The sequence below is a fragment of the Nonomuraea sp. NPDC049750 genome, from assembly GCF_040659625.1.
Classification (GTDB): Bacteria; Actinomycetota; Actinomycetes; order Streptosporangiales; family Streptosporangiaceae; genus Nonomuraea.
Genome location: NZ_JBFANB010000001.1, coordinates 529964 through 548511 on the forward strand (window position 1 = coordinate 529964; position 18548 = coordinate 548511).

Annotated in this window: 21 protein-coding genes; 8 read left to right on the forward strand and 13 right to left on the reverse strand. The window is 68.6% G+C overall.

Annotated elements, in window-relative coordinates:
• Positions 1–158 precede the first annotated feature (158 nt).
• On the reverse strand, positions 159–491 hold the full coding sequence (locus AB0J16_RS02485; RefSeq protein ID WP_358533759.1) for a DUF1918 domain-containing protein: 333 nt from the start codon (positions 489–491) through the stop codon (positions 159–161).
• Positions 488–1402 carry a universal stress protein gene (locus tag AB0J16_RS02490; protein ID WP_358533761.1) on the reverse strand — a complete coding sequence of 305 codons (915 nt, stop codon included), beginning with the start codon at positions 1400–1402 and terminating at the stop codon, positions 488–490. The genes AB0J16_RS02485 and AB0J16_RS02490 overlap by 4 nt, the downstream gene beginning before the upstream one ends.
• Positions 1403–1699: 297 nt before the next feature.
• Between AB0J16_RS02490 and AB0J16_RS02495 the strand changes: the two genes are divergently transcribed.
• Complete coding sequence (locus AB0J16_RS02495) at positions 1700–2851, forward strand: site-2 protease family protein (RefSeq protein ID WP_358533764.1); 1152 nt, start codon at positions 1700–1702, stop codon at positions 2849–2851.
• Positions 2852–3414: 563 nt separating this feature from the next.
• On the opposite strand, the gene AB0J16_RS02500 is transcribed toward AB0J16_RS02495, so the two are convergent.
• Both AB0J16_RS02500 and AB0J16_RS02505 read right to left on the reverse strand, forming a co-directional pair.
• Entirely contained in the window at positions 3415–4275 is an 861-nt protein-coding gene (locus tag AB0J16_RS02500) for a universal stress protein (protein WP_358533766.1), read from the reverse strand.
• Between the two features lie 257 nt (positions 4276–4532).
• Positions 4533–5408 (reverse strand): universal stress protein, encoded by an 876-nt coding sequence (locus AB0J16_RS02505; protein ID WP_358533769.1) that lies wholly within the window; start codon positions 5406–5408, stop codon positions 4533–4535.
• Between the two features lie 678 nt (positions 5409–6086).
• Between AB0J16_RS02505 and AB0J16_RS02510 the strand changes: the two genes are divergently transcribed.
• From AB0J16_RS02510 to AB0J16_RS02520, 3 genes are read left to right on the forward strand one after another with little or no spacing between them, the layout of a single operon-like run.
• The gene (locus AB0J16_RS02510) at positions 6087–6485 is read left to right on the forward strand and encodes a metalloregulator ArsR/SmtB family transcription factor (RefSeq protein ID WP_358533772.1); all 399 of its coding nucleotides are present in this window, start codon (positions 6087–6089) and stop codon (positions 6483–6485) included.
• Positions 6482–7204: a cation transporter gene (locus AB0J16_RS02515; protein ID WP_358533775.1), complete on the forward strand. Its 723-nt coding sequence runs from the start codon at positions 6482–6484 to the stop codon at positions 7202–7204. Before AB0J16_RS02510 ends, AB0J16_RS02515 begins: the two co-directional genes overlap by 4 nt.
• Positions 7201–7551: a DUF3703 domain-containing protein gene (locus tag AB0J16_RS02520; protein ID WP_358533778.1), complete on the forward strand. Its 351-nt coding sequence runs from the start codon at positions 7201–7203 to the stop codon at positions 7549–7551. Before AB0J16_RS02515 ends, AB0J16_RS02520 begins: the two co-directional genes overlap by 4 nt.
• 124 nt (positions 7552–7675) lie before the next feature.
• Here the strand turns inward: AB0J16_RS02520 and AB0J16_RS02525 are convergent, their stop codons facing one another.
• Positions 7676–8182, reverse strand: coding sequence for a hypothetical protein (locus AB0J16_RS02525; RefSeq protein ID WP_358533781.1), 507 nt, complete (start codon positions 8180–8182; stop codon positions 7676–7678).
• A 194-nt stretch (positions 8183–8376) separates the two neighbouring features.
• Here AB0J16_RS02525 and AB0J16_RS02530 point away from each other — a divergent pair, with 194 nt between their 5' ends.
• Entirely contained in the window at positions 8377–9408 is a 1032-nt protein-coding gene (locus AB0J16_RS02530; protein WP_358533783.1) for a cation diffusion facilitator family transporter, read from the forward strand.
• A gap of 56 nt (positions 9409–9464) precedes the next feature.
• On the opposite strand, the gene AB0J16_RS02535 is transcribed toward AB0J16_RS02530, so the two are convergent.
• The 5 genes from AB0J16_RS02535 to AB0J16_RS02555 form a co-directional block, all read right to left on the reverse strand.
• Positions 9465–9725: a hypothetical protein gene (locus tag AB0J16_RS02535; RefSeq protein WP_358533786.1), complete on the reverse strand. Its 261-nt coding sequence runs from the start codon at positions 9723–9725 to the stop codon at positions 9465–9467.
• 127 nt (positions 9726–9852) lie between these two features.
• A complete protein-coding gene (locus AB0J16_RS02540; RefSeq protein ID WP_358533791.1) occupies positions 9853–10467 on the reverse strand; it encodes a vitamin K epoxide reductase family protein in 615 nt (204 codons plus the stop codon).
• Positions 10464–11141 (reverse strand): DsbA family protein, encoded by a 678-nt coding sequence (locus AB0J16_RS02545; RefSeq protein ID WP_358533794.1) that lies wholly within the window; start codon positions 11139–11141, stop codon positions 10464–10466. The genes AB0J16_RS02540 and AB0J16_RS02545 overlap by 4 nt, the downstream gene beginning before the upstream one ends.
• A 112-nt stretch (positions 11142–11253) precedes the next feature.
• Positions 11254–12189 (reverse strand): M56 family metallopeptidase, encoded by a 936-nt coding sequence (locus AB0J16_RS02550; RefSeq protein WP_358533797.1) that lies wholly within the window; start codon positions 12187–12189, stop codon positions 11254–11256.
• Positions 12186–12548 (reverse strand): BlaI/MecI/CopY family transcriptional regulator, encoded by a 363-nt coding sequence (locus AB0J16_RS02555; RefSeq protein WP_357938573.1) that lies wholly within the window; start codon positions 12546–12548, stop codon positions 12186–12188. The genes AB0J16_RS02550 and AB0J16_RS02555 overlap by 4 nt, the downstream gene beginning before the upstream one ends.
• A 129-nt stretch (positions 12549–12677) precedes the next feature.
• Between AB0J16_RS02555 and AB0J16_RS02560 the strand changes: the two genes are divergently transcribed.
• Together AB0J16_RS02560 and AB0J16_RS02565 are read left to right on the forward strand one after the other, a co-directional pair.
• Positions 12678–13091 (forward strand): metalloregulator ArsR/SmtB family transcription factor, encoded by a 414-nt coding sequence (locus tag AB0J16_RS02560; RefSeq protein ID WP_358533800.1) that lies wholly within the window; start codon positions 12678–12680, stop codon positions 13089–13091.
• 201 nt (positions 13092–13292) lie between these two features.
• Complete coding sequence (locus tag AB0J16_RS02565; RefSeq protein ID WP_358533803.1) at positions 13293–14837, forward strand: CARDB domain-containing protein; 1545 nt, start codon at positions 13293–13295, stop codon at positions 14835–14837.
• A 134-nt stretch (positions 14838–14971) separates the two neighbouring features.
• Here AB0J16_RS02565 and AB0J16_RS02570 read toward each other — a convergent pair whose 3' ends face one another.
• Together AB0J16_RS02570 and AB0J16_RS02575 are read right to left on the reverse strand one after the other, a co-directional pair.
• Complete coding sequence (locus AB0J16_RS02570) at positions 14972–15715, reverse strand: TIGR03943 family protein (protein WP_358533806.1); 744 nt, start codon at positions 15713–15715, stop codon at positions 14972–14974.
• Positions 15712–16740, reverse strand: a complete 1029-nt coding sequence (locus AB0J16_RS02575) for a permease (RefSeq protein ID WP_358533809.1) — start codon at positions 16738–16740, stop codon at positions 15712–15714. Before AB0J16_RS02575 ends, AB0J16_RS02570 begins: the two co-directional genes overlap by 4 nt.
• Before the next feature lie 107 nt (positions 16741–16847).
• Between AB0J16_RS02575 and AB0J16_RS02580 the strand changes: the two genes are divergently transcribed.
• Positions 16848–17336, forward strand: a complete 489-nt coding sequence (locus AB0J16_RS02580) for a hypothetical protein (protein WP_358533812.1) — start codon at positions 16848–16850, stop codon at positions 17334–17336.
• 20 nt (positions 17337–17356) lie between these two features.
• Here AB0J16_RS02580 and AB0J16_RS02585 read toward each other — a convergent pair whose 3' ends face one another.
• A complete protein-coding gene (locus AB0J16_RS02585) occupies positions 17357–18520 on the reverse strand; it encodes a tetratricopeptide repeat protein (RefSeq protein WP_358533815.1) in 1164 nt (387 codons plus the stop codon).
• Positions 18521–18548: the final 28 nt, after the last annotated feature.

Consider the following 18548-nt stretch of genomic DNA (forward strand, 5'->3'; position numbering starts at 1 on the left):
CGTCTTCGTCTCTTTCAGTTTGGGAAGTGTCCAAGCCAAATGAGCATGGCAAAGGTCCTGACATCCTGGCCATGGTCCCTATTCGGCAGCCTGCTCGCATCTCGGCGCGGAGCGGCCGGACGACGTCCGCGTGCCGTGGCCCGTATGGGCATGCGCGCTCACGGAGGCGGAAGCGATGCCTCCCTCTCCTGTTTGCTCACCACACGAGCGTCCGGCCCCGGGAACACGAGTGTTTCGTGTTCAGAGTCGATCCAGTGCACAACATACGGCGGGGAACCATCATCATGGCGCAACTCCGTGATCACGCCGATCCGCCGGGGCTCATGATTGTAGGTGCCCTCGACGATCAACCGGTCACCTACCGAAGCCTTCATCGCGGTCTTCTCCCCTCGACCGCGGCCGGCGTCCATCTGGGCGCTGGCGCGCGAATCGCTCTGTGGCTCTGGCCGTCCGGCCCTTTGATCGGTCGGGAACCATGGATTCGAGATCATCTCTCCTGAATGGAGAGGGCTTCTTCATCCTTCATCTCCTCGTGCGGCCGGTCAGCGTAGCCGGGGACGACGGCGACGGGGCAGGTGGCATGCTCCGCCATTGCCCTGACCACCGTGCCCAGATGACCGTGATGCCGGGTTCGCTCCGCACCGACAATGAGCAGGCTCGCCTGGCTCGACGCGGTGCGCAGGGCTTCCTTGGCCGGAGCGATGACGACATGCCCCTCCACATGGACCTCCGCATGCCGGTCGCGCCAGGGAGTCAGGCGTTCCTCCATCCGTTTCTGTCCGGCCCGGGTAAGAGCTTCGACGTCGGGTACGGGTGCCATCGCCACTCCCCACGCCATGATCTGCAGATGGACGGCATGCACGACCACCAGCCGAAGCCGGCGCAGAGCGGCCTCGTCGAAGGCGAACTGCAGTGCCGCATCCGGCGTGGTCGGACTCAGACCCAGGACCACAGGGCCCGGATGAGCCGTCACCGGTAGCGGGCCAGGGCCGCGCACGATGACCACCGGAGCCTGCGCGTGGGCCGCGACATAAGCGGTGACCGAGCCGACTACCGACCTGGCCAGGGCGCCCAGGCCCCGCGAACCGACGACGACGAGGTCCGCGCCGACCGATAGCTCAACGATGCGTTCGGCGGGTGAACCCTCGTACAGATCCGCCTTGACATCGGTCAGCGTGCTGGAGGAACGCGCGCAATCGGCGCCATGGTAGAGCACATGCTCGGCGGCGTTGCGCAGATGCAGCTTGACCTCGTCGGCCGCCTCACCGTAGGGCCAACGCCACGCGTGGGTGACGGTCAGCGGCAATCCCCTCAACTCGCACTCGTCGAGCGCCCAGTCCAAGGCCTGCATCGAGAAATCCGAGCCGTCATAACCCACGACCACCCGGTGAAACTCAGCCATGGCTCTCACCTCGCACCCGTCGCCGGAGACGGCGACGCTAGAGGCCAATCGGAACGTCCGCTTTCGTGAAGACCATCCCCCGGATCCCGCAGAGGCTCCCGATGGACCGCTACCCTGGCACAGCGGTGATATCCACTTAGACCCGTGCAGCCTCACGGTTGGCCGTTCCCGCCACGATCCCGACGAGCTGATCAGTCGAGCACGTTCTACGGCCGGTAGGCCCGGCAGACCAAAGTCCTGCCGTTAAGGGCCATATGGCCCTGCTCGGACGGGATGTCACCGCAGGATTATGGCTAAGTGAAGCAGACTCTTCCGCTGGGCAGAGTGGCAGGCATCCCGGTGCGTGCGCACTGGTCGGCGCTCGGTATCGCGGCGCTCATCGTGGTACTGCTCGGCGCTACCGTGCTGCCGCAGGCTGTGCCGGGATACGGCCAGAGGCAGTACTGGCTGGTAGCCGTGATCACGGGCACGCTGTTCATGGCTTCGCTGCTGACCCACGAGATGGCCCATGCGCTGATCGCCCATCGGCACGGGCTCAGGGTCGGCTCCATCACGCTGTGGGTCCTCGGTGGCTACACCGAGTTGCAAGAGGAGGCGAAGGGTCCGCGGATCGAGTTGGCGACGGCGGTGGCGGGCCCGTTGGCCAGCCTGGGCATCGCCGCCGTGACCTTCCTCGCCTACCTCTTCTTGCCCGGATCGGCTCTAGCGGCGTCCGCCGCCGCGTGGCTGTTCACCATGAACCTGATGCTCGGCCTGTTCAACCTGCTTCCTGGCGCTCCTCTGGACGGCGGGCGCGTACTGCACGCGCTGCTGTGGTGGCGGTTCGGCGACGCCATCCGAGCGGATCGAGCGGCAGCACGAGCGGGGCAGATCCTCGGTACGACGCTGATCTCATTCGGTCTCCTAGCTACGTTCCTCTGGAACTGGCTGGGCGGTCTGTGGCTCGCCTTCCTTGGCTGGTACATCGCCGCGAGCGCACGCCAGGAGCTTGCCGTCAAGCTCGCCCGCGCGGGGTTGCGCGGCCTGCTGGTGCGTGAGGTGATGACCCCGGCGCCGGACATGGCGCCTGCCTGGATGAACGTCGAACAACTCGTCGAGAAGGTCGTGCTGAACTCCCGTCAGACGGTCTTCCCGGTGGTGACCCTCACCGGCGCCCCGGCCGGCTTCGTCTCACTGGACACCCTGGCGGCAGTGCCCACGGAGCGCCGGAGCTCCACGCGGGTGGGGACGCTCACAACCATGCAGCCACCGCTGCGAACCATCGCGCCGGACGAGGAGGCCACCTTGCTGTTGGAGCAGGTCGCGCAAGGGCAGCCGATCGCCGCCGTTGTCGTCGACGGTGACCGCTTGGTCGGCATGGTGACCGGTGCCGACCTGAGCCGGGTGTTGGGACAGGCGCTGCTGCGGACCAGCGCGTCACCCCGGCTTGCGGACCACGATCACGTCTAGCTTAACCGCCGCTCTCAACGTCGGCCAGGAAGTGACGCTCGTCTGTTCGAATCATAAGCATTGCTTTCAGCAAGGAGGCTTTGGGATATGGACAGACGATGGCAAGGCGGCAACCTGGCAGGCCGGATCGAAGCCCTGTCCCAGTCGTGCGGCCCACTGCGAGTAACTATGCAGTTGTCTGAGAGAGACCGTGATAGCGGTTCGCACCCGCCATCTCTATGGAGCGTGGATTACCCGTCGATGTCCAGCACCAGCTTGGCTCGCGAACGAATCCGTTGATATCCGTCGCACGTCGCGGTTGCAGCTTTGGGCCGTTGGCGCGTCGACCACGAACCGGAATGTGCTCCGCCTCCGTGATAGCTGAAGGTCCTGAGTAGAGATCTTCAGAGCTGTCCCTGCCGCTTGGACCGAGGACATCATGATTGTGGTGGGAGTTCGACGGCTCGCAGGCCAGCCCGTGCAGCCCCGCAATGAGGTGATCGTCGGCGTCAGCGGGTCGGCCGGCGACCAGGCCGTGATTGGGTACGCTTTGGCCGCTGCCATCCTGGGCATCAGCATCCGAGTCACGCCGGGGTGGGCGCGTCCTGGGCGCGCACCACGGCGACAGTGCAGTGTGCATGGTGCAAGACGCCGCGGCTGACCGAGCCGAGCAGCATCGCGCCCACCGTGCCGTGGCCGTGCGAGCCCACCACCAGCAGGTCGGCTCGGGCGGAGGCGTCGGTGAGTGCTTCCACCGGCTGCGCCGGCTGGACTTCCTCGACGACCGTCACCTGTGGGTACTCCTTCGCGAACGCCCCCACCCGATCCTGGACGATCTGGTGCTGCGCGATGCGGACGTCGTCCATGTCGTACGGCACCCCGGAGGCGAACACGTGCACCGGCTGCCAGGCGTGCACCACCCTCAGCACGGCTCCGCGCAGCTTGGCCTGCCGGAAGGCGTAGGCCAGCGCGGGCTCGCATGCGGGCGAGTCGTCCACGCCGACCACGATCTCCCCGTGGACCGGTTGGTGATCGCCGCGTACGACCACGACGGGGCAGTCCACATGACCCGCCACATGCGTGCTGACCGAACCCAGCAGCGCTCCGGCGAACCCGCCGAGACCGCGGCTGCCGAGCACGATCTCGCTAGCTTCCTTGGCCTGTTCGCGCAGCACCTCAGCGGGCGCGCCCTCGATGTCCCGCGTCGTGACCTCGACATCGGGCTGACGCTCGTTGGCCAGGGCCAACCCTTCGCGCAGGATCCGCTGCCCCTCGCGCAGCAGCGGGTCGGGCAGCGCGGCGTTGGGGAACTTGCCGATCTGGTACGGCGAGCGGTCCACGGCGTGCACGATCCGCAGCGGCTCCTTCATCCGGAGAGCGTCGTTGGCCGCCCACTCCACCGCAGCGCGCGCGGTCGTCGAGCCATCCACACCTACGATGATCATGATCCGTCCTCCTTCGTCATCTCCATTCGACCCGCTCACAGAGCGTTGTCGTAGGGCCGGAAGTCCGTCGGACAGGAACCGAAGGACCCTGTTTTCCCTGGTGACGCGGTGCGTAGCGTCGGTGGTGCGGCACCAGGTCGGCGTCGCTCATCTGGCGGGCGCCCGTACCGGCGCACCGAGGAAGGTCCCCATCGGCGGGTGCCCGGAAGGGAAGCCGTAAGACTCGGGATGATCGGAGATACGGCCGAGCCGCAGTTTCATGGCCTCTCCTGGTGGGGCCGTACGACCGCGACCGGGCAGGTGGCGTGGTGCAGCACGGCGCGGCTGACCGAGCCCAGCACCGCGGAGGCGAAGCCGCCCAGCCCACGCGACCCGACGACGACCAGGTCGGCCGTGGTCGCCGCCTTGATCAGAGCGCCGGCCGGGTGCTCGCACAGTTGCTCGTCGCTGATCTCGATGTCGGGGTACTTCTCGCGCCAGGGGATCACCCGCTCGCCGGCTATCCGGACCTCGTGCTGGAATGCCTTCTCCAGCAGGCTGCCGTAGGCGGCCGCGTACGGGGAGAACATCGGCAGTTGCCAGGCATACAGGACATGCAGCCGCGCGTGGCGAGCGCGGGCCTGCTCGATGGCGTACTCCATGGCGGCTTCCGACTGCTCGGACCCGTCGTAGCCGACGACGATCCGGCCGTGCTCTTCCTGACCGGGCTCTTCCTGGCCGTGCTCTTCCTGGCCGGGCCCGCGGACGATCACCACCGGGCCCCGCGCGTGGCCCGCGACGGCCGTACTGACCGAGCCGAGCAGCAGGCCGCTGAAACCGCCGAGTCCTCTGCTGCCCAGCACCAGGCTGTCGGCCGACGCCGACTCGCCGATCAGCTCGTCGATCACGTTCCCAGCGCACAATTCCGTCGTCACCTCCACGCCGCCTGCCAGCTCACGCGCCCGGTCTGCGGCCGCCTCGAGCGCACCCGCGCAGTACTCCGCGCTGAACGCGGCGAGCCCGTGCGGCCACTGCTCACAGACGTGCACGATCCGCAGAGCCAGTCCCCTGCGCCGCGCGTCGGCGGCGGCCCACCGCACCGCCGCTGTCGCCGGCTCGGACCCGTCCACGCCGACCACGATCCGTCTGGTCATCACGTATCCCCTCCCTGAACGGTCCCATCCCTGAACGGTCCCATCCCTGAACGGTCCCATCCCTGAACGGTCCCATCCCTGAACGGTCCCATCCCTGAACGGTCCCATCCCTGAACGGTTCCATCCCTCAACGGTCCCATTCCCGAACTGGAACACCCCAGCTCCAGCCTCGCGAAACAGGCGGCCGACCACCGGAGGACGAAGTCCCGAATACCAATGCCATTGGTCCCAAAGTCAGCAATTCCGCAAACCGATCGTGGGAGGACACTCCCAATACACGGCTGATCGGACCCACCGACGCCGTCGTGCGCGTGGAGCAGGCATTCGGCTCAAGGAGGAACGCCCCAGAACAGGCGAGCGGCGAGCGATCGGCGTCTGGGCTTGGCATGGATTTGTTGTTGCTGCCCGAGGTGGAGCAGGGGCTCACGTGGGGGTGTCGCCTGGATCGCTGTTGTGGTCCTGGTCGGCATCGTGACGGCGTTGGCGTTGTGCCGGCTCGTGTGGTCGGGCGCGGTGTGGTGGGCGCGCAAGGCGGCATCCCGTCGCCGCCGGGGCGATGGCGCAGGGGGCGAACGGTGAACCAGGGGCAGGAGTTGGCGCCGGGGCGGGGATTGTCGGCCGGACATCCGAAACCAGTCCCCTTGCGCTGGCATGCCTACATCGGGCTATCATCGCCATATGGCGATTGATTCTGAAGGTGGCCGGTGCGTCAGCGCTGACATCGCCGCCGGCATCTCCCCGGCGGCGGCGCTGTTCCACTCCCTTGCCGATGAGACCCGGCTGCGCATCGTGCAGCGGCTCGCGCGCGGCGAGGCCCGCGTCGTGGATCTGACCAGCCGGCTCGGGCTGGCCCAGTCCACGGTGTCCAAGCATCTGGCCTGCCTGCGCGACTGCGGCCTGGTCGACTACCGGGCCGAAGGACGGCAGTCGTTCTACAGCTTGACCCGGCCCGAGCTGATGGATCTGCTGGCCTCGGCCGAGCACCTGCTGGGCGCCACCGGCCACGCCGTGGCGCTGTGCCCGACCTATGGGGTGGAAACCGGCGACGGGGACGCCGAACTGGAACCGATGTCATGAGCGCGGTGAACCTGCCCGGCATCGGCATGGCCCGGCGCGCCGTGCTGCGGCGCCGAATCCGGCTGCTGGTCGCGGCGACCATCACCTACAACGTGATCGAAGCCGTCGTGGCGATCACCGCGGGCACCATCGCCTCCTCCGCCGCGCTCATCGGGTTCGGCCTGGACTCGATCGTGGAGGTCGCCTCGGCTGCCGCGGTGGCCTGGCAGTTCTCCGTCACCGACCACGAGCGGCGGGAGAAGGTGGCTCTGCGGGTCATCGCGGTCTCGTTCTTCGCGCTGGCCGCGTACGTGAGCTTCGACGCCGTCCGGGCGCTGCTCGGCGTCGGCGAGGCCGAGCACTCCACGCCCGGCCTCATCCTGGCCGCGCTCTCTCTGGCGGTCATGCCGTTCCTGTCGTACGCCCAGCGCCGCGCCGGCCGCGAGCTCGGCTCGGCCTCGGCCGTTGCCGACTCCAAGCAGACCCTGCTGTGCACCTACCTGTCCGCGGTGTTGCTCGTGGGGCTGGCGCTCAACAGTCTGTTCGGCTGGTCCTGGGCCGATCCGATCGCCGCTCTGGTCATCGCCGCGGTCGCGGTCAAAGAGGGCCGCGAGGCCTGGCGCGGCGATACCTGCTGCGCCATCCCCGCCACCACCATGCTCACCCCGGCCGCCGACGTCGCCGAGCCCGGCGGCTGCGCCGGTGGCTGCTGCTCGTCTACGCAGGAGGAATCCCGATGATCGGCCGTCCGATGCCCGTCCGCGTGCGGGCCGCCTACCGCGCCGAGATGCGCGCCGCCCGCACCACCACCGACCCCGAAGCCAGGTGGCGGCACTTGGAACGGGCGCACATCGTCTCCCAGCCCTGGCCCTGGCCGCACACGGCCAACCACATCGCCATGTTCGCCCTGGCCGTCCGCCTGCGCGACCGGCGCGAAGCCCTCGGGCAGGTCGCGCGCATCATCGTGGCCGCGCCAGGCTCGGCGCTGGGCCGCTACCCCGAGGGCAACACCGGGCGCGCCACAGTGGGACTGACCCAGCCCATGCCGATGCCCGCCGACCTGGCCGAGCTGCTCCAGAGCGCCTGACCCGGCCGGAGACGCCGATCACGGACACGACGCGGGCACTTCGCCTCCACCGTGGCGGCCTCCCGGCCGGACTGACTCGGCTTCCACCCTGGGCTCCCGTACGTCATGGCGCGCCGTGCGGAAGTCATCGGCTCGGGTTCGCCGGGGCCTCGCCGAGAGCGGTGAGAAGAAGGTGGCGCTGGCGCAGCGTGAGGTCGCCGATGCTGGCATCAGCGTCGATCTTGGCCTGCCGTAGTGTTCGGTCGATCTCGGCGGGCGTGCGCCCGGGCAGAGCGCGCAGCATCGGCTCCAGGTCGGCGCGGATGGTGGTCGCCTCCCTGCGCGACAACAGCGCCTCCAGGCCGAGTCGCCCGGTCGCCAGCGCGGCGCGCAACTGCGCGGTGGTAGTCGGTTCCAGCGAGGTAGAAGGTGAGGGCTTGGCGGGGCGAGGGTGCTGAGTGGGCAGCCGCCCCTGGGCCGCGGCGACGGGTACGGCCGACTGGGGCAGATCGTCGGCGAAAAGCGTTTCGGCCATGACCAGCACGCCTCCGATCGCCACCACGGCGGTGGCGGTGACGATGAAGTGGCGGCGCGAGAGCCGTCGGCTGTCCCTGGCTATCGTCAGCCCGATCACCGCGGTGCGTAGCAGCACGCCGGTGACCATGACCCATGCCGACTTCTACGGAGAGTAGTTGAAACGCTACGAAGTGGTTATACATCTGATGTGATGTTCATATGTAGAAGCGAGACAGTTTGGCGCCCTGACGTATTGACGGGGATCTCTGGAGTCGCAATCATGTGCACATATGAACACTTGGGCAGATGTCAGCACAAGGAGCTCAGCGCATGTCTGATCAACACACGCACGACCGAACCCATGGGCATGGGCATGGGCATGCGGTCAGCGCGCAAGCGGACCGGCGCTATCTGAGCGGTGCGCTCGCCCTGATCGTCGGGTTCATGGCCGTCGAGGTGGTGATCGGCGTGATCGCCGGCTCCCTGGCGCTGATCTCCGATGCCGGTCACATGCTCACCGACGCGATGGCGCTCATGTTCGCGCTGATCGCGATGCGGATCGCGGCCCGCCCACCCCGCGGCGGCTTCACCTACGGCCTCAAGCGCGCCGAGATCGTCTCCGCCCAGGTCAACGGCATCACCCTGCTGCTGCTCGCGGCCTACTTCACCTTCGAGGGCATCCGCCGCCTGATCGAACCGGGCCAGGTCGAGGGCCTGTTCGTGGTGGTCACCGGGCTGGCCGGCATCGCCGTCAACGTGGCAGCCACCTGGCTGCTGTCCAAGGCCAACCGCTCCAGCCTCAATGTCGAGGGCGCCTTCCAGCACATCCTCAACGACCTGTACGCCTTCATCGCCACCACCCTGGCCGGGCTCGTCGTCTGGCTGACCGGCTGGACCCGCGCCGACGCCATCGCCGCCCTGGTGGTCGCCGCCCTGATGCTCAAGGCCGGCTGGGGGCTGGTCCGCGACTCAGGACGGGTGTTCATGGAGGCCGCACCGCCCGAACTCGACCCGGCCGAGGTCGGCCGCCAGATCGTCGCCCTGGACGCCGTGGTCGAGGTCCACGATCTGCACATCTGGGAGGTCACCTCCGGATACCTCTCCCTGTCGGCCCACGTGCTGGTGACGCCGGGAGCCGACTGTCACGCCGCCCGCATGGCCGTCGAGGGCTACCTCAACGACGAGCACGGCATCGAGCACACGACCCTGCAGATCGACCACGCCACACCCGACACCCACGCCTTCGACGACGACGGAGCCCTGCGCCGCCTCGTCGAGCACTGCGCCGACCCGCACGGCCCCACCCACCACAGGCTGACGCCCGGACCGGTGGCGAACGCGGACGGCCACGCCGGTCACTGAAGAACCGGGCACGGTCGGGGCGGCGACGCGATCCCGGCCCTTACCCGGAAGAGAGATCACGTGCCCGAAGCGCGGCTGGAGCCGCTGCCGTCACTGCTCTGGAGCTCGCCGCCCAGTTTCTTGCGCAAGGTCTCCAGCACGGGAGACTCGGCTGTGACGACCCACTGGCGTCCGACGAGATGGGTGCCTTTGTACATCAGCGCATAATCCAGCCAGTCTTTCCGCCCCTTTTCCGTCGTGAAGCTGGTGACCGCGTAGTTCCCGTCGGCCGTCTTGCAGATCCCCTGGCGAAGCTCGGCGGAGTGGTGATAGCGCATTTCAACGGAGCAGACATGACGTAGCCTCCCAAACTGCGATCGATGGGAGATACGTCGAGGGACGATCGCCAGTTCGGCGCCTGAGCATAATTTTCTACAAGCTATAGAAGTTCATGCGTGCACCCTGTCAAAGGCCGCCTGCCCACAGTGTCCAGTACATCCAGAATCGCTGGAGAATGAGCCCGGCGATGACGAGCCCCCAAGCCATCACCACGACCGTGTGATAGCGCGCGGCCGCCGCCGCGAGGTTGTGCATGGCGGAGGGAAGCCGGATCCGGCCCGCCTCGACGTTGGCCAGGCTTATGTACCAGAAGACGACGACTGTGGCCACCCAGACGAGCATGCAGTACGGACACAGCGCGCCGATCCGGTACAGCGATTGGAAGATCAGCCAGTGCACGAAGACGACGCCCGCCCCGGTGCCGAGGTGCAGGCCTTGCCAGAACCAGGCGTGGAAGCGGGCACCGGCCAGGAGGGCCATGCCGACGGCGAGGACCAAGGCGAACGCGGCGATGCCGATCAGCGGGTTGGGGAAGCCGAAGACCGAGGCCTGCTCGGTTCTCATCACCGAGCCGCAGCTGATGATCGGATTGATGCTGCAGGCCGGGACATAGTCGGCGTTCGCCGCCAGTTTGAGCCGCTCGACGGTGAGCAGGAACGCCGCGCCGAATCCCAGCGCCCCGCCCAGGACGAGAACGTACGGCAGCGAGCGCATGACGATCGAGCCGGGAACCGCCGTCATGACGTCAGGGCCGCGTCGATCTTGGCCTTGAGGTTGTCGTAGCTGGGCTCGACATCCAGCGGCGCGCCGTTGAAGAAGATCGTCGGCGTGGCCTGGACGCCGAGCGCGAGTCCGTCACCCTGGTCCTTCTTCACCCGTTCGGCGGTCTTCGCGGCATCGAGGTCGCGCTTGAAGACAGTCATGTCGAGGCCGGCCTGTTTCGCCAGATCGAGGAAGAACGCCTCCTTCGATGCGCTTGCCTCACCCCACTGCGCCTGGGTTTGGAACAGCTTGGCGTACATCACCTCGAGCTTGCCCTGCTGGGCCGCGGCCTCGGCGACGCGTGCCGCCAGTTCGCCATTGCGGTGGCCGGGCATCGGGAAGTAGCGGACGACCAGGTTGATCCGCCCGGCGTACTCGGCACGGATGCGTTCCATGTGCGGAAAGACCGCGCCGCAGGCCTCGCACTCGAAGTCGAGGAACTCGACCAGCGTGACCTTGCCGTCGGGGGCCGTTGAGAGCCGGTGGCTGTCGTCTCGTACCAGGAACCGCGCCGGGACGGTATCCGTACCGGATGCGGACGTCGGTGTGTTGGCGGGCTCGGGACCGAACATCGCGACCGCTCCCACGATCAGGGTCACGATCAAAGCCGTGACCGCGCCCATGCCGAGGGTTACCTTCAGGTTCTTCGTCATCTTCCGCTCTTCGGGACGGTGCGGGTTTCCGCGGCGCCGCGGGCCGCTAGATTCTACGCTTTGTAGAACTTCTACCGTACGTCGAATATAGGGGTCATAAGGCGAGACGCGGTCAGAGCGTGATGCACACCAGCGGCGCGACCAGCACGGTCACCGGGCCGCTGAGCAGGAGGCCGGCGGTCGAGTACGCCGCCGCGGGCACCCAGCGAGGCTGCGCGCGTTCGCCGAGCAGCCGTTGCAGGCGCTCGACGACTCCCGCGTCGGCCAGGGAGAGTGTGGCGAGACCCGGGCCAGATGCGGAGGTGGTCGTCATGCGGACAAGAGCGCGCGCCAGAGGCAGCGCGCCGTGCGCCCGGCACGCGTGATCGTCGGCGATCATCTCCACCAGCACCGCGACCGCTTGCCGCGCCGTCTGGGCGGAGGTCAGCCACGGGAACGCGTGCGCCAGCGCGGCGAAAGGCAGCAGCGCCAGATCGTGGTGGCCTCGGGCATGCGCACGCTCATGCCCGAGAACGGCCTGCAGCTCCTTCGGACTCAGCAGCTCCAGAGTGCCCCGGCTCAGCACGATCCGCCGGTCTCTGCCCGGTACGCAGTAGGCGACATGTTCGGCGACAGGCAGCACATAGACGTCATGCGCCGGTGAATGATCGGCGACCACGTCGACCAGCCGGCGCTGCCGGCCTCGCTCCCGGATCGTCTTGGTGGCGACGCGCACCGTGTGGATGACGAGCCAGCCCATCAGGCCCGCCGACCAGGCCAGGGCCAGCAGATGCACCGGCCCGAGCCCGTCGAGGCCATGCCCGCTGACGATCTGGCTGACCAGGGTGTGCGCTCCGTGCGGAAACACCGCGGCCAGCGGCGCGACGGCGCCGACCAATCCGAGACCGACCGCGCCCAGACCGGCGGCCAGCCCGATCGCCTGCCACAGCGCCAGCGCCGCGCGGGGGCAGCGGTGCGTCCACGCCGCCCCGGCCAGCCTGCGCGCGGCCCGGTCGCCGAGCGCCACCGGCAGCAGCGCGATCCCGGCCGCGACCAGCCAGGCGATCATCGCGCCGATCCGCCCCGCTCGCCCAGGGCCGCACGCAAGGCGGCGGCCACCTCCGGCGTCACCGTTCCGACGAAGCGCTGCACGGCTGCCGCGACGTCGCCGGCCTCGTTCAGGGCGGCGCGCATGGCCTCGGCGACGAAGGCGTCCTTGTCCGCGGTAGCCCTGTACAGGTGCGCTCGTCCGATGCGCTCGCGGGAGACCATGCCCTTGTTCGAGAGCCGCATCAAGACGGTCAACACCGTCGTGGTGGCGGGCCGGGACGGTAGCTCCGCGGCGAGGACGTGGGCGAACATGCCCTCGGGATGCTCCCACAGGGCTTCCATGACCGATCGCTCCAGGTTGCCGAGCTGCACCGTCACCCCTCCTGCCCGTGTTCTACTCAAAGTAGAAGAGTACCGGCACTGCTCTTCACGGCCGCGCTGTGCGACATATGCCGACAAAGACCGCACGCTTGACATGCCGTCCAGGCGACGCCCTATCTTGCTCATATGAATGCTTCTTCAGATGATGGTGTGATGGCGGTGGACGGTTGTGCCGCCAAAGTGGTCGACGCCGATCGCGTAGCCGCCGTCTGTGAGCGGATGCCGGCCGCCGAGGATCTCACCGACACCGCCGACATCTTCGGGCTGCTGTCGGACCCGAACCGGCTGCGGCTCCTGGTCGCCTTGCTGGACGGCGAACTGTGCGTGTGCGACCTGGCCGCCGTGACCGGCCAGAGCGAGTCCGCCGTCTCCCACGCCCTGCGGCTGCTGCGCGCCCACCGCATCGTCGCCGCGCGCCGCTCCGGCCGGATGGCCTACTACCGTCTGGAAGACCCGCACGTACGCATGCTGCTCGACCTGGCGCTCGCCCACACCGAGCACACCGACGCCATCCATCCCGAACGCGGCGGGAACACTTGATGGGCGCGTGACCCGCCCCAGGCGCCCAGCGGCGCCGAGGGTCGTGTACGCGCTGAACAAGATCAAGCCAACTGTTGGTGCGACCGTACGTGTCGCGTGCCGCCGCGTGCCCTCGTCGGGCGAGGCTGCCATCCGGCGCCGGTGCCGGTTTCCCCGGCCCGGTGGATGAAGGCAGTGCTCTGCGACGAGAGGAACATCACGATGAGGCGCATCCGAGGGATGTGTTACCCGGTCGCCGCCCTCGCGGCGGCGGCCCTTCCGCTGACTCTGTTCGGTGCGGTCCCGGCCGAGGCCGCACCTGCCGTCACCGCCCCGGCGCTTTCGCGGGTCGCGCCGGATCCCGCCTCATGCCCCGACCAGGTGTCGCTGGTCAACGGCGGTTTCGAGCAGCCGGTCGTCAGCCGCGGGACGTGGGCCTCGTTCCCCGACGCCTCGCAGACCGGAGCGCCGAACCACGTGCCCGGCTGGCTCACCACCGCCACCGACCACATGATCGAGCTGTGGGCCAGCCCGCCGAACCCGGCCAACACCCCGCCCAAGGAGGGCAGGCAGCTCGCCGAGCTGAACGCCAACCAGGTCTCGACCCTGTACCAGGAGCACGCGACCACCCCGGGGGCGAAGCTGTACTGGCGGCTGTCCCACCGCGGCCGGCTGGGGGTCGACACGATGGCCTTGGACATCGGCGATCCGGCGTCCCCGGTGCAACAGAAGGTCATGTCGGACGGCACCGGGAGCTGGGGCACCTACTCCGGCATCTACATCGTGCCCGCGGGCCAGACGACCACCAGGTTCGCCTTCCGTTCCGTCTCGGCGGCCGGAGGGAACGCTACCTTCGGCAACCTGCTCGACGACATCTCCTTCGCGACCGCGCCGTGCGTCGTCGTCAGCAAATCCGCGAGCCCGCAGGGGCCGGTCGACGTCGGCGACGTGATCACCTACCGGCTCACCGCGGTCAACAGGGGCGGCGCCCCGGCGGAGAACGTGCGCCTCACCGACACCGTCCCGCCGGGGACCACTTACGTGCCCGGCTCGCTCCGGGTGGTCGACGGCCCCGGCAGCGGGGACAAGACCGATCAGGCGGGCGACGACCAGGGCGACTTCAACGCCGCGGCCGGCAAGGTCTCCTTCGCCCTCGGGAACGGCGCCACCGCCGCGGGCGGCGGCTCGCTGCCCAACGCCGCGAGCCTACCCGGCGGCACCACCGTGGAGTTCAAGGTCAAGGTCGGCCGGGACGCCGCGGGCGGGGAGGTGACCAACCAGGGAACGGTCGGCTACGAGAACCGGCTCGGCCCGGAGCCGGAGCTGCTGACCTCCACCAGCGGCGACGCCGTTACCAAGGTCAACCCGGCCGTGGACCTGAGTGTGGTCAAGTCCGCCGATTCGACCAAGGTGACCGTGGGCCAGACCGTCACCTACCGCGTCACCGTACGCAACGCCGGCCCGAACGACGCGACGGGGGTCACGGTCAAGGACATGCTGCCGGCCAACCTCACCTTCGTGTCCGCCATGGCCTCCAACGGGACCTACGCGCCGGCGAGCGGGATGTGGACCGTCGGCACGCTGGCCAGCGGCGCCTCGGCCACGTTGACCATCCAGGCCAAGGCCACAGCGGTCGGAGAGACGACCAATGCGGCCACGGCCGACGGCAAGGAACTGGATCTCGATCCCGCCAACGACTCCGACAGCGTCAAGGTCTGCGTCGACCCTGAACCCTTCTGCCCGTACTGCGTCAAGGCGAAGAGCTAGCGGCAGGACGCCGGTCGACGCATTCGACCGGAAAGCGTCCCTGCCACCGATCGCCTCGTGGCAGGGACGCGGTCGCCCAGGCCGGGCATCGGTGACTCTGGCGTTCCCGAGGTCGCTCCTGCGCGGCCGCCGGTTCACTCGTACGGCTCGGCCGGTTGGTCGATCTTCGTGACGTCAGTAACGGTCATGGCGGGGATCACGTAGCCGTTGGGGATCTTGCCCTTCCACGGGATCCAGGTGCCGGTGACCTCCACCCAGCTGTTCTCCCTGGGGGCGGGCACGCCTTCGACGGCCACCTTCAGGGCGAGCGCGTCGGCGGCGCAGCAGCTCATCTGCATCCTGGCGACGTACCAGCGTTTCTTCTTCGCCGAAGTCACCACGAAGCCGGTCAGTTTGACCTTCTGGCCGGCCAGCGAGGTGTCGGACGGGTCGTAGGCGCGCCCGATGAACTCGCCCATCGCCAGCGGGGCCACCCCGCCGGCGGCCAGCGGGCGGTAGGGAACGGCCTTGGCCGGGGGCGGCGCGGACGGGGAGTCCTCGCGCCCGGCCGCGAACGATCCCAGTGCGGGCGGCGCGATCGTCACTATCGCGAACACCGGCACGGCCAGCAACCACGCCACCCGCGGCCCACGCCCGTGATCATGCCCGCCCTCGTCCTCGTGCGCGGCTTCGTGTGCGTGATCGTGGGTTGTGGCGCGCCCGCGCACCGCCCGGACGAGCGACACCAGGGCCAGCACCACCAGGACCGCGCCGGCCCCGATGAGCAGCGGCCGGAAGCCCGGCTTGACGTAGTTGACGTAATCCGTGGAAAAGGCGGAGATGTTCAGCAGCGCCCCGCCGAGTATCAGCAGGAGCAGGCTCTGCGTCTGGCGGTTCACAGCAGCACCCATCCGGTGACGAAGCTGACCCCGATGGCCAGCGTCAGCGTGAGTGGCACGAAGCGCAAGGTGAACGCCCGCCCGAACGTTCCGGTCTGCAAGGCGATCAGTTTCAGGTCCACCATGGGCCCCACCACGAGGAACGCCAGCTTGGCCGTCGGTGAGAACGCCGTCAGCGACGCCGCCACGAACGCGTCCGCCTCCGAGCAGATCGACAGCAACACCGCCAGCAGCGCCAGCACCAGCACCGACACGACCGGCACCCCCGCCACAGTCGTCAGCCAGGGCTTGGGCACCAGCACGTTCAGCGCCGCCGCGGCCAGCGCGCCAACGACCAGGAAGCCGCCGGCGTGCAACAGATCGTGGCACATCGCGTCCACGAACGCGCTCCACCGGCCCTGCCCCGGCGAGCTCGTACGGCGAGGCGTCCGCAACCACTCCCCGCGCCCGAACCGCGCCCACACCCAGCCCACCAGCACCGCCACCGCCAGCGAGGCGCCGAACCGGGCCAGCACCATCTCAGGATTGGCGGAAAAGGCCACCGCGGTCGCCACCATCACCACCGGGTTGATGGCGGGTGAGGCCAGCAGGAACGCCAGCGCCGCGGCCGGCGGCACACCCCGCGACATAAGCCCCGAAGCCACCGGCACCGACGCGCACTCACACCCCGGCAGCACCGCTCCGGCCACCCCGGCCACCGGCACCGCGGCGTACGTACGCCGCGGCAGTGCCCTCGTCCAGAACGAGGCGGGCACGAACGCGGTGATCGCCGCCGACAACGCCACCCCGAACACCAGGAACGGCAACGCCTGCACGCACACCGCCACGAACACGGTCGCCCACGTCTGCAACGCCGGAGCCGTCAGGTACGGCGCCAGCAGGAACCGCCCCGCCACCAACAGCCCGACCAAGACGATGAACGCCCACGGAAACGGAGAGTCGGCCGACTGTCTACGCCCCCAGGTATCGGGGGGAAGCTCGTCCTCCTGGCGGCCCGGCCAGTTCGTTGCGGTTGGCTGCGTCATGGCTCATTTCGACCGGTTCTTAGGCAAGTCTGCCGCAGCACAGTACCCGAGTCACGAAGGAACGGCGTGGAACGCCTAAAGGGCAAGACTGCCTTTCAGGGGGATCCATGCGCATCTCAAGACCGCGTCTCTTCACCGTCGCCGCGATCGTCTCACTCACGGCCATGCTCGGCATCCCAACCCCAGCCTCCGCCGACGCCGCCACGGACTCCAGGATTCTGTCGCTCACATCGAGCTCACTCTTCGCGCGAGGGGCGTTCGGCAGCCCGTGGAAGGTCGGGGACTGCCATCTGGAGTTTCCCAGTTACGTCTATATCGAGAGCGGCACTACTCGTGTGCACGTGCACGCCGTGAGCGATACCGACTTCACCAGGCACGCCGACGTCTGGCACAGCCAGCTCGTCTTCATGGACGCCCAGCAGCGGGTGGTGGCCAGCGTGGGCAGCACGGGCACGAGCCCCCTGGACTCGCCCGACATGGTGCCCGCCTCAGGCGACGAGGGACCGAGCGTCGTCTACGAATGGGACCACGTCGTGGTGGTGCCGAACGGCATCCCGTCCAGGGCCGTGTCCGTCAGATGGCTCTCAGCCTGCTGACCACCACGCATCCAGGAACCTCAATGGCCTGAGTTGTCCTTTGTGCGCTGCGCCCTCAGCGTCGCGAGTCGCTCCCGTGTGGCCACGGTGTACGGGTGAGCCTCCCCGAGGAGGCTCGTCCTGCTCGCCAGAACCGCTTCGTACTCGGCCTCCGCCTCCTCGATCTGCCCCAGGTCACGCATGACGTTGGCGAGGTTGTCCCGGCTGATCAGGGTGTCGGGATGCCGGGGCCCGAGGAGGCGAGTACGCTCCGCGATCACCGCGCGGTGCTCAGCGGCGGCTTGTTCAGGCTGCCCGAGTTTGCGCAGCGCGCGGGCGACGTTGTTGCGTCGTGTAAGCGTGTCGGCGGGGGTTTCTCCGGCTAGGGCGCCCGCAGCCCGCCAGCCGGCCACCGCGATGTCGAATCGGCCCCGGTTGTAGGCGGTGATGGCGATGGCGTCCGCATCGGAGGGTCCACAGTGAGGCAGCGCGGCCGGCAAGACGTCGGCGTCGACCTCGCGTCCGGGGCGGGCGTCACGCTGTACGACGTCGACGAGGTAGTCGAAGACCTCGACATGTTCACCTCCGATTGGCTGCAGCAGCGCGGTGGTGGCGCGGCGCGGCTGTGTCGCCCACTCCCAGGCATCCTGAAGGGGATCGGGACGCAACCGTGTTCCTCCTCTGATCGACAGGTGGTGCCCGTGGAGCTGATCGAGCAGGGTGCATGGGACCACGGCGGAGTGCCCGGCACGTCGCAAGTCGATCGCCGCGGTGATGAGGGCCGCAGCCCACGGGTGGCTTGGAGCTCTGGGATCGGTATTGGGACTCCAGGCGTTCTGCCAGTCCCGGAGGAGCTCCGGTCCGGCGGCCAGGTATTCCGCTATGCCGTAGTCGGCGGCATGGTCGAGAGCGTCGGCGATGCGCCGGTCCCAGGCCCTGACGCGGGCGCGCTCCTGTTCTGAACCACTGAACATGCGGCGGAGATAGATCCTGCGCGCCTGCGCGAGGGTCTCGGTGACGTCTTTGACGGCCTGGCGGCCTTCCTCTGTGGTTCGTGCCGTCAGGCGCGCCTCCTCGGCCGCACGCAGAGTGGCGATGACGACGCGGTGGTGATCCTTTCCGTTGATCAACCGCAGCACATCGTTGCGGCGGAGCCCGCCGCTGCCAAGATGGGTCTCGGCGTCGTCGAGCCACAGGACGCACATCGCGGGGAATGTAGACCGGGACCGGTTG

Excerpts from the sequence above, each read along its gene's own strand:
- AB0J16_RS02535 (WP_358533786.1), bottom strand. The coding sequence starts at position 9,725 with ATGCGCTATCACCACTCCGCCGAGCTTCGCCAGGGGATCTGCAAGACG.
- AB0J16_RS02485 (WP_358533759.1), bottom strand. The coding sequence starts at position 491 with ATGATCTCGAATCCATGGTTCCCGACCGATCAAAGGGCCGGACGGCCA.
- AB0J16_RS02560 (WP_358533800.1), top strand. The coding sequence starts at position 12,678 with ATGAATGCTTCTTCAGATGATGGTGTGATGGCGGTGGACGGTTGTGCC.
- AB0J16_RS02490 (WP_358533761.1), bottom strand. The coding sequence starts at position 1,402 with ATGGCTGAGTTTCACCGGGTGGTCGTGGGTTATGACGGCTCGGATTTC.
- AB0J16_RS02510 (WP_358533772.1), top strand. The coding sequence starts at position 6,087 with ATGGCGATTGATTCTGAAGGTGGCCGGTGCGTCAGCGCTGACATCGCC.
- AB0J16_RS02585 (WP_358533815.1), bottom strand. The coding sequence starts at position 18,520 with ATGTGCGTCCTGTGGCTCGACGACGCCGAGACCCATCTTGGCAGCGGC.
- AB0J16_RS02505 (WP_358533769.1), bottom strand. The coding sequence starts at position 5,408 with ATGACCAGACGGATCGTGGTCGGCGTGGACGGGTCCGAGCCGGCGACA.
- AB0J16_RS02575 (WP_358533809.1), bottom strand. The coding sequence starts at position 16,740 with ATGACGCAGCCAACCGCAACGAACTGGCCGGGCCGCCAGGAGGACGAG.
- AB0J16_RS02500 (WP_358533766.1), bottom strand. The coding sequence starts at position 4,275 with ATGATCATCGTAGGTGTGGATGGCTCGACGACCGCGCGCGCTGCGGTG.
- AB0J16_RS02540 (WP_358533791.1), bottom strand. The coding sequence starts at position 10,467 with ATGACGGCGGTTCCCGGCTCGATCGTCATGCGCTCGCTGCCGTACGTT.
- AB0J16_RS02545 (WP_358533794.1), bottom strand. The coding sequence starts at position 11,141 with ATGACGAAGAACCTGAAGGTAACCCTCGGCATGGGCGCGGTCACGGCT.
- AB0J16_RS02580 (WP_358533812.1), top strand. The coding sequence starts at position 16,848 with ATGCGCATCTCAAGACCGCGTCTCTTCACCGTCGCCGCGATCGTCTCA.
- AB0J16_RS02520 (WP_358533778.1), top strand. The coding sequence starts at position 7,201 with ATGATCGGCCGTCCGATGCCCGTCCGCGTGCGGGCCGCCTACCGCGCC.
- AB0J16_RS02530 (WP_358533783.1), top strand. The coding sequence starts at position 8,377 with ATGTCTGATCAACACACGCACGACCGAACCCATGGGCATGGGCATGGG.
- AB0J16_RS02550 (WP_358533797.1), bottom strand. The coding sequence starts at position 12,189 with ATGATCGCCTGGCTGGTCGCGGCCGGGATCGCGCTGCTGCCGGTGGCG.
- AB0J16_RS02515 (WP_358533775.1), top strand. The coding sequence starts at position 6,482 with ATGAGCGCGGTGAACCTGCCCGGCATCGGCATGGCCCGGCGCGCCGTG.
- AB0J16_RS02565 (WP_358533803.1), top strand. The coding sequence starts at position 13,293 with ATGAGGCGCATCCGAGGGATGTGTTACCCGGTCGCCGCCCTCGCGGCG.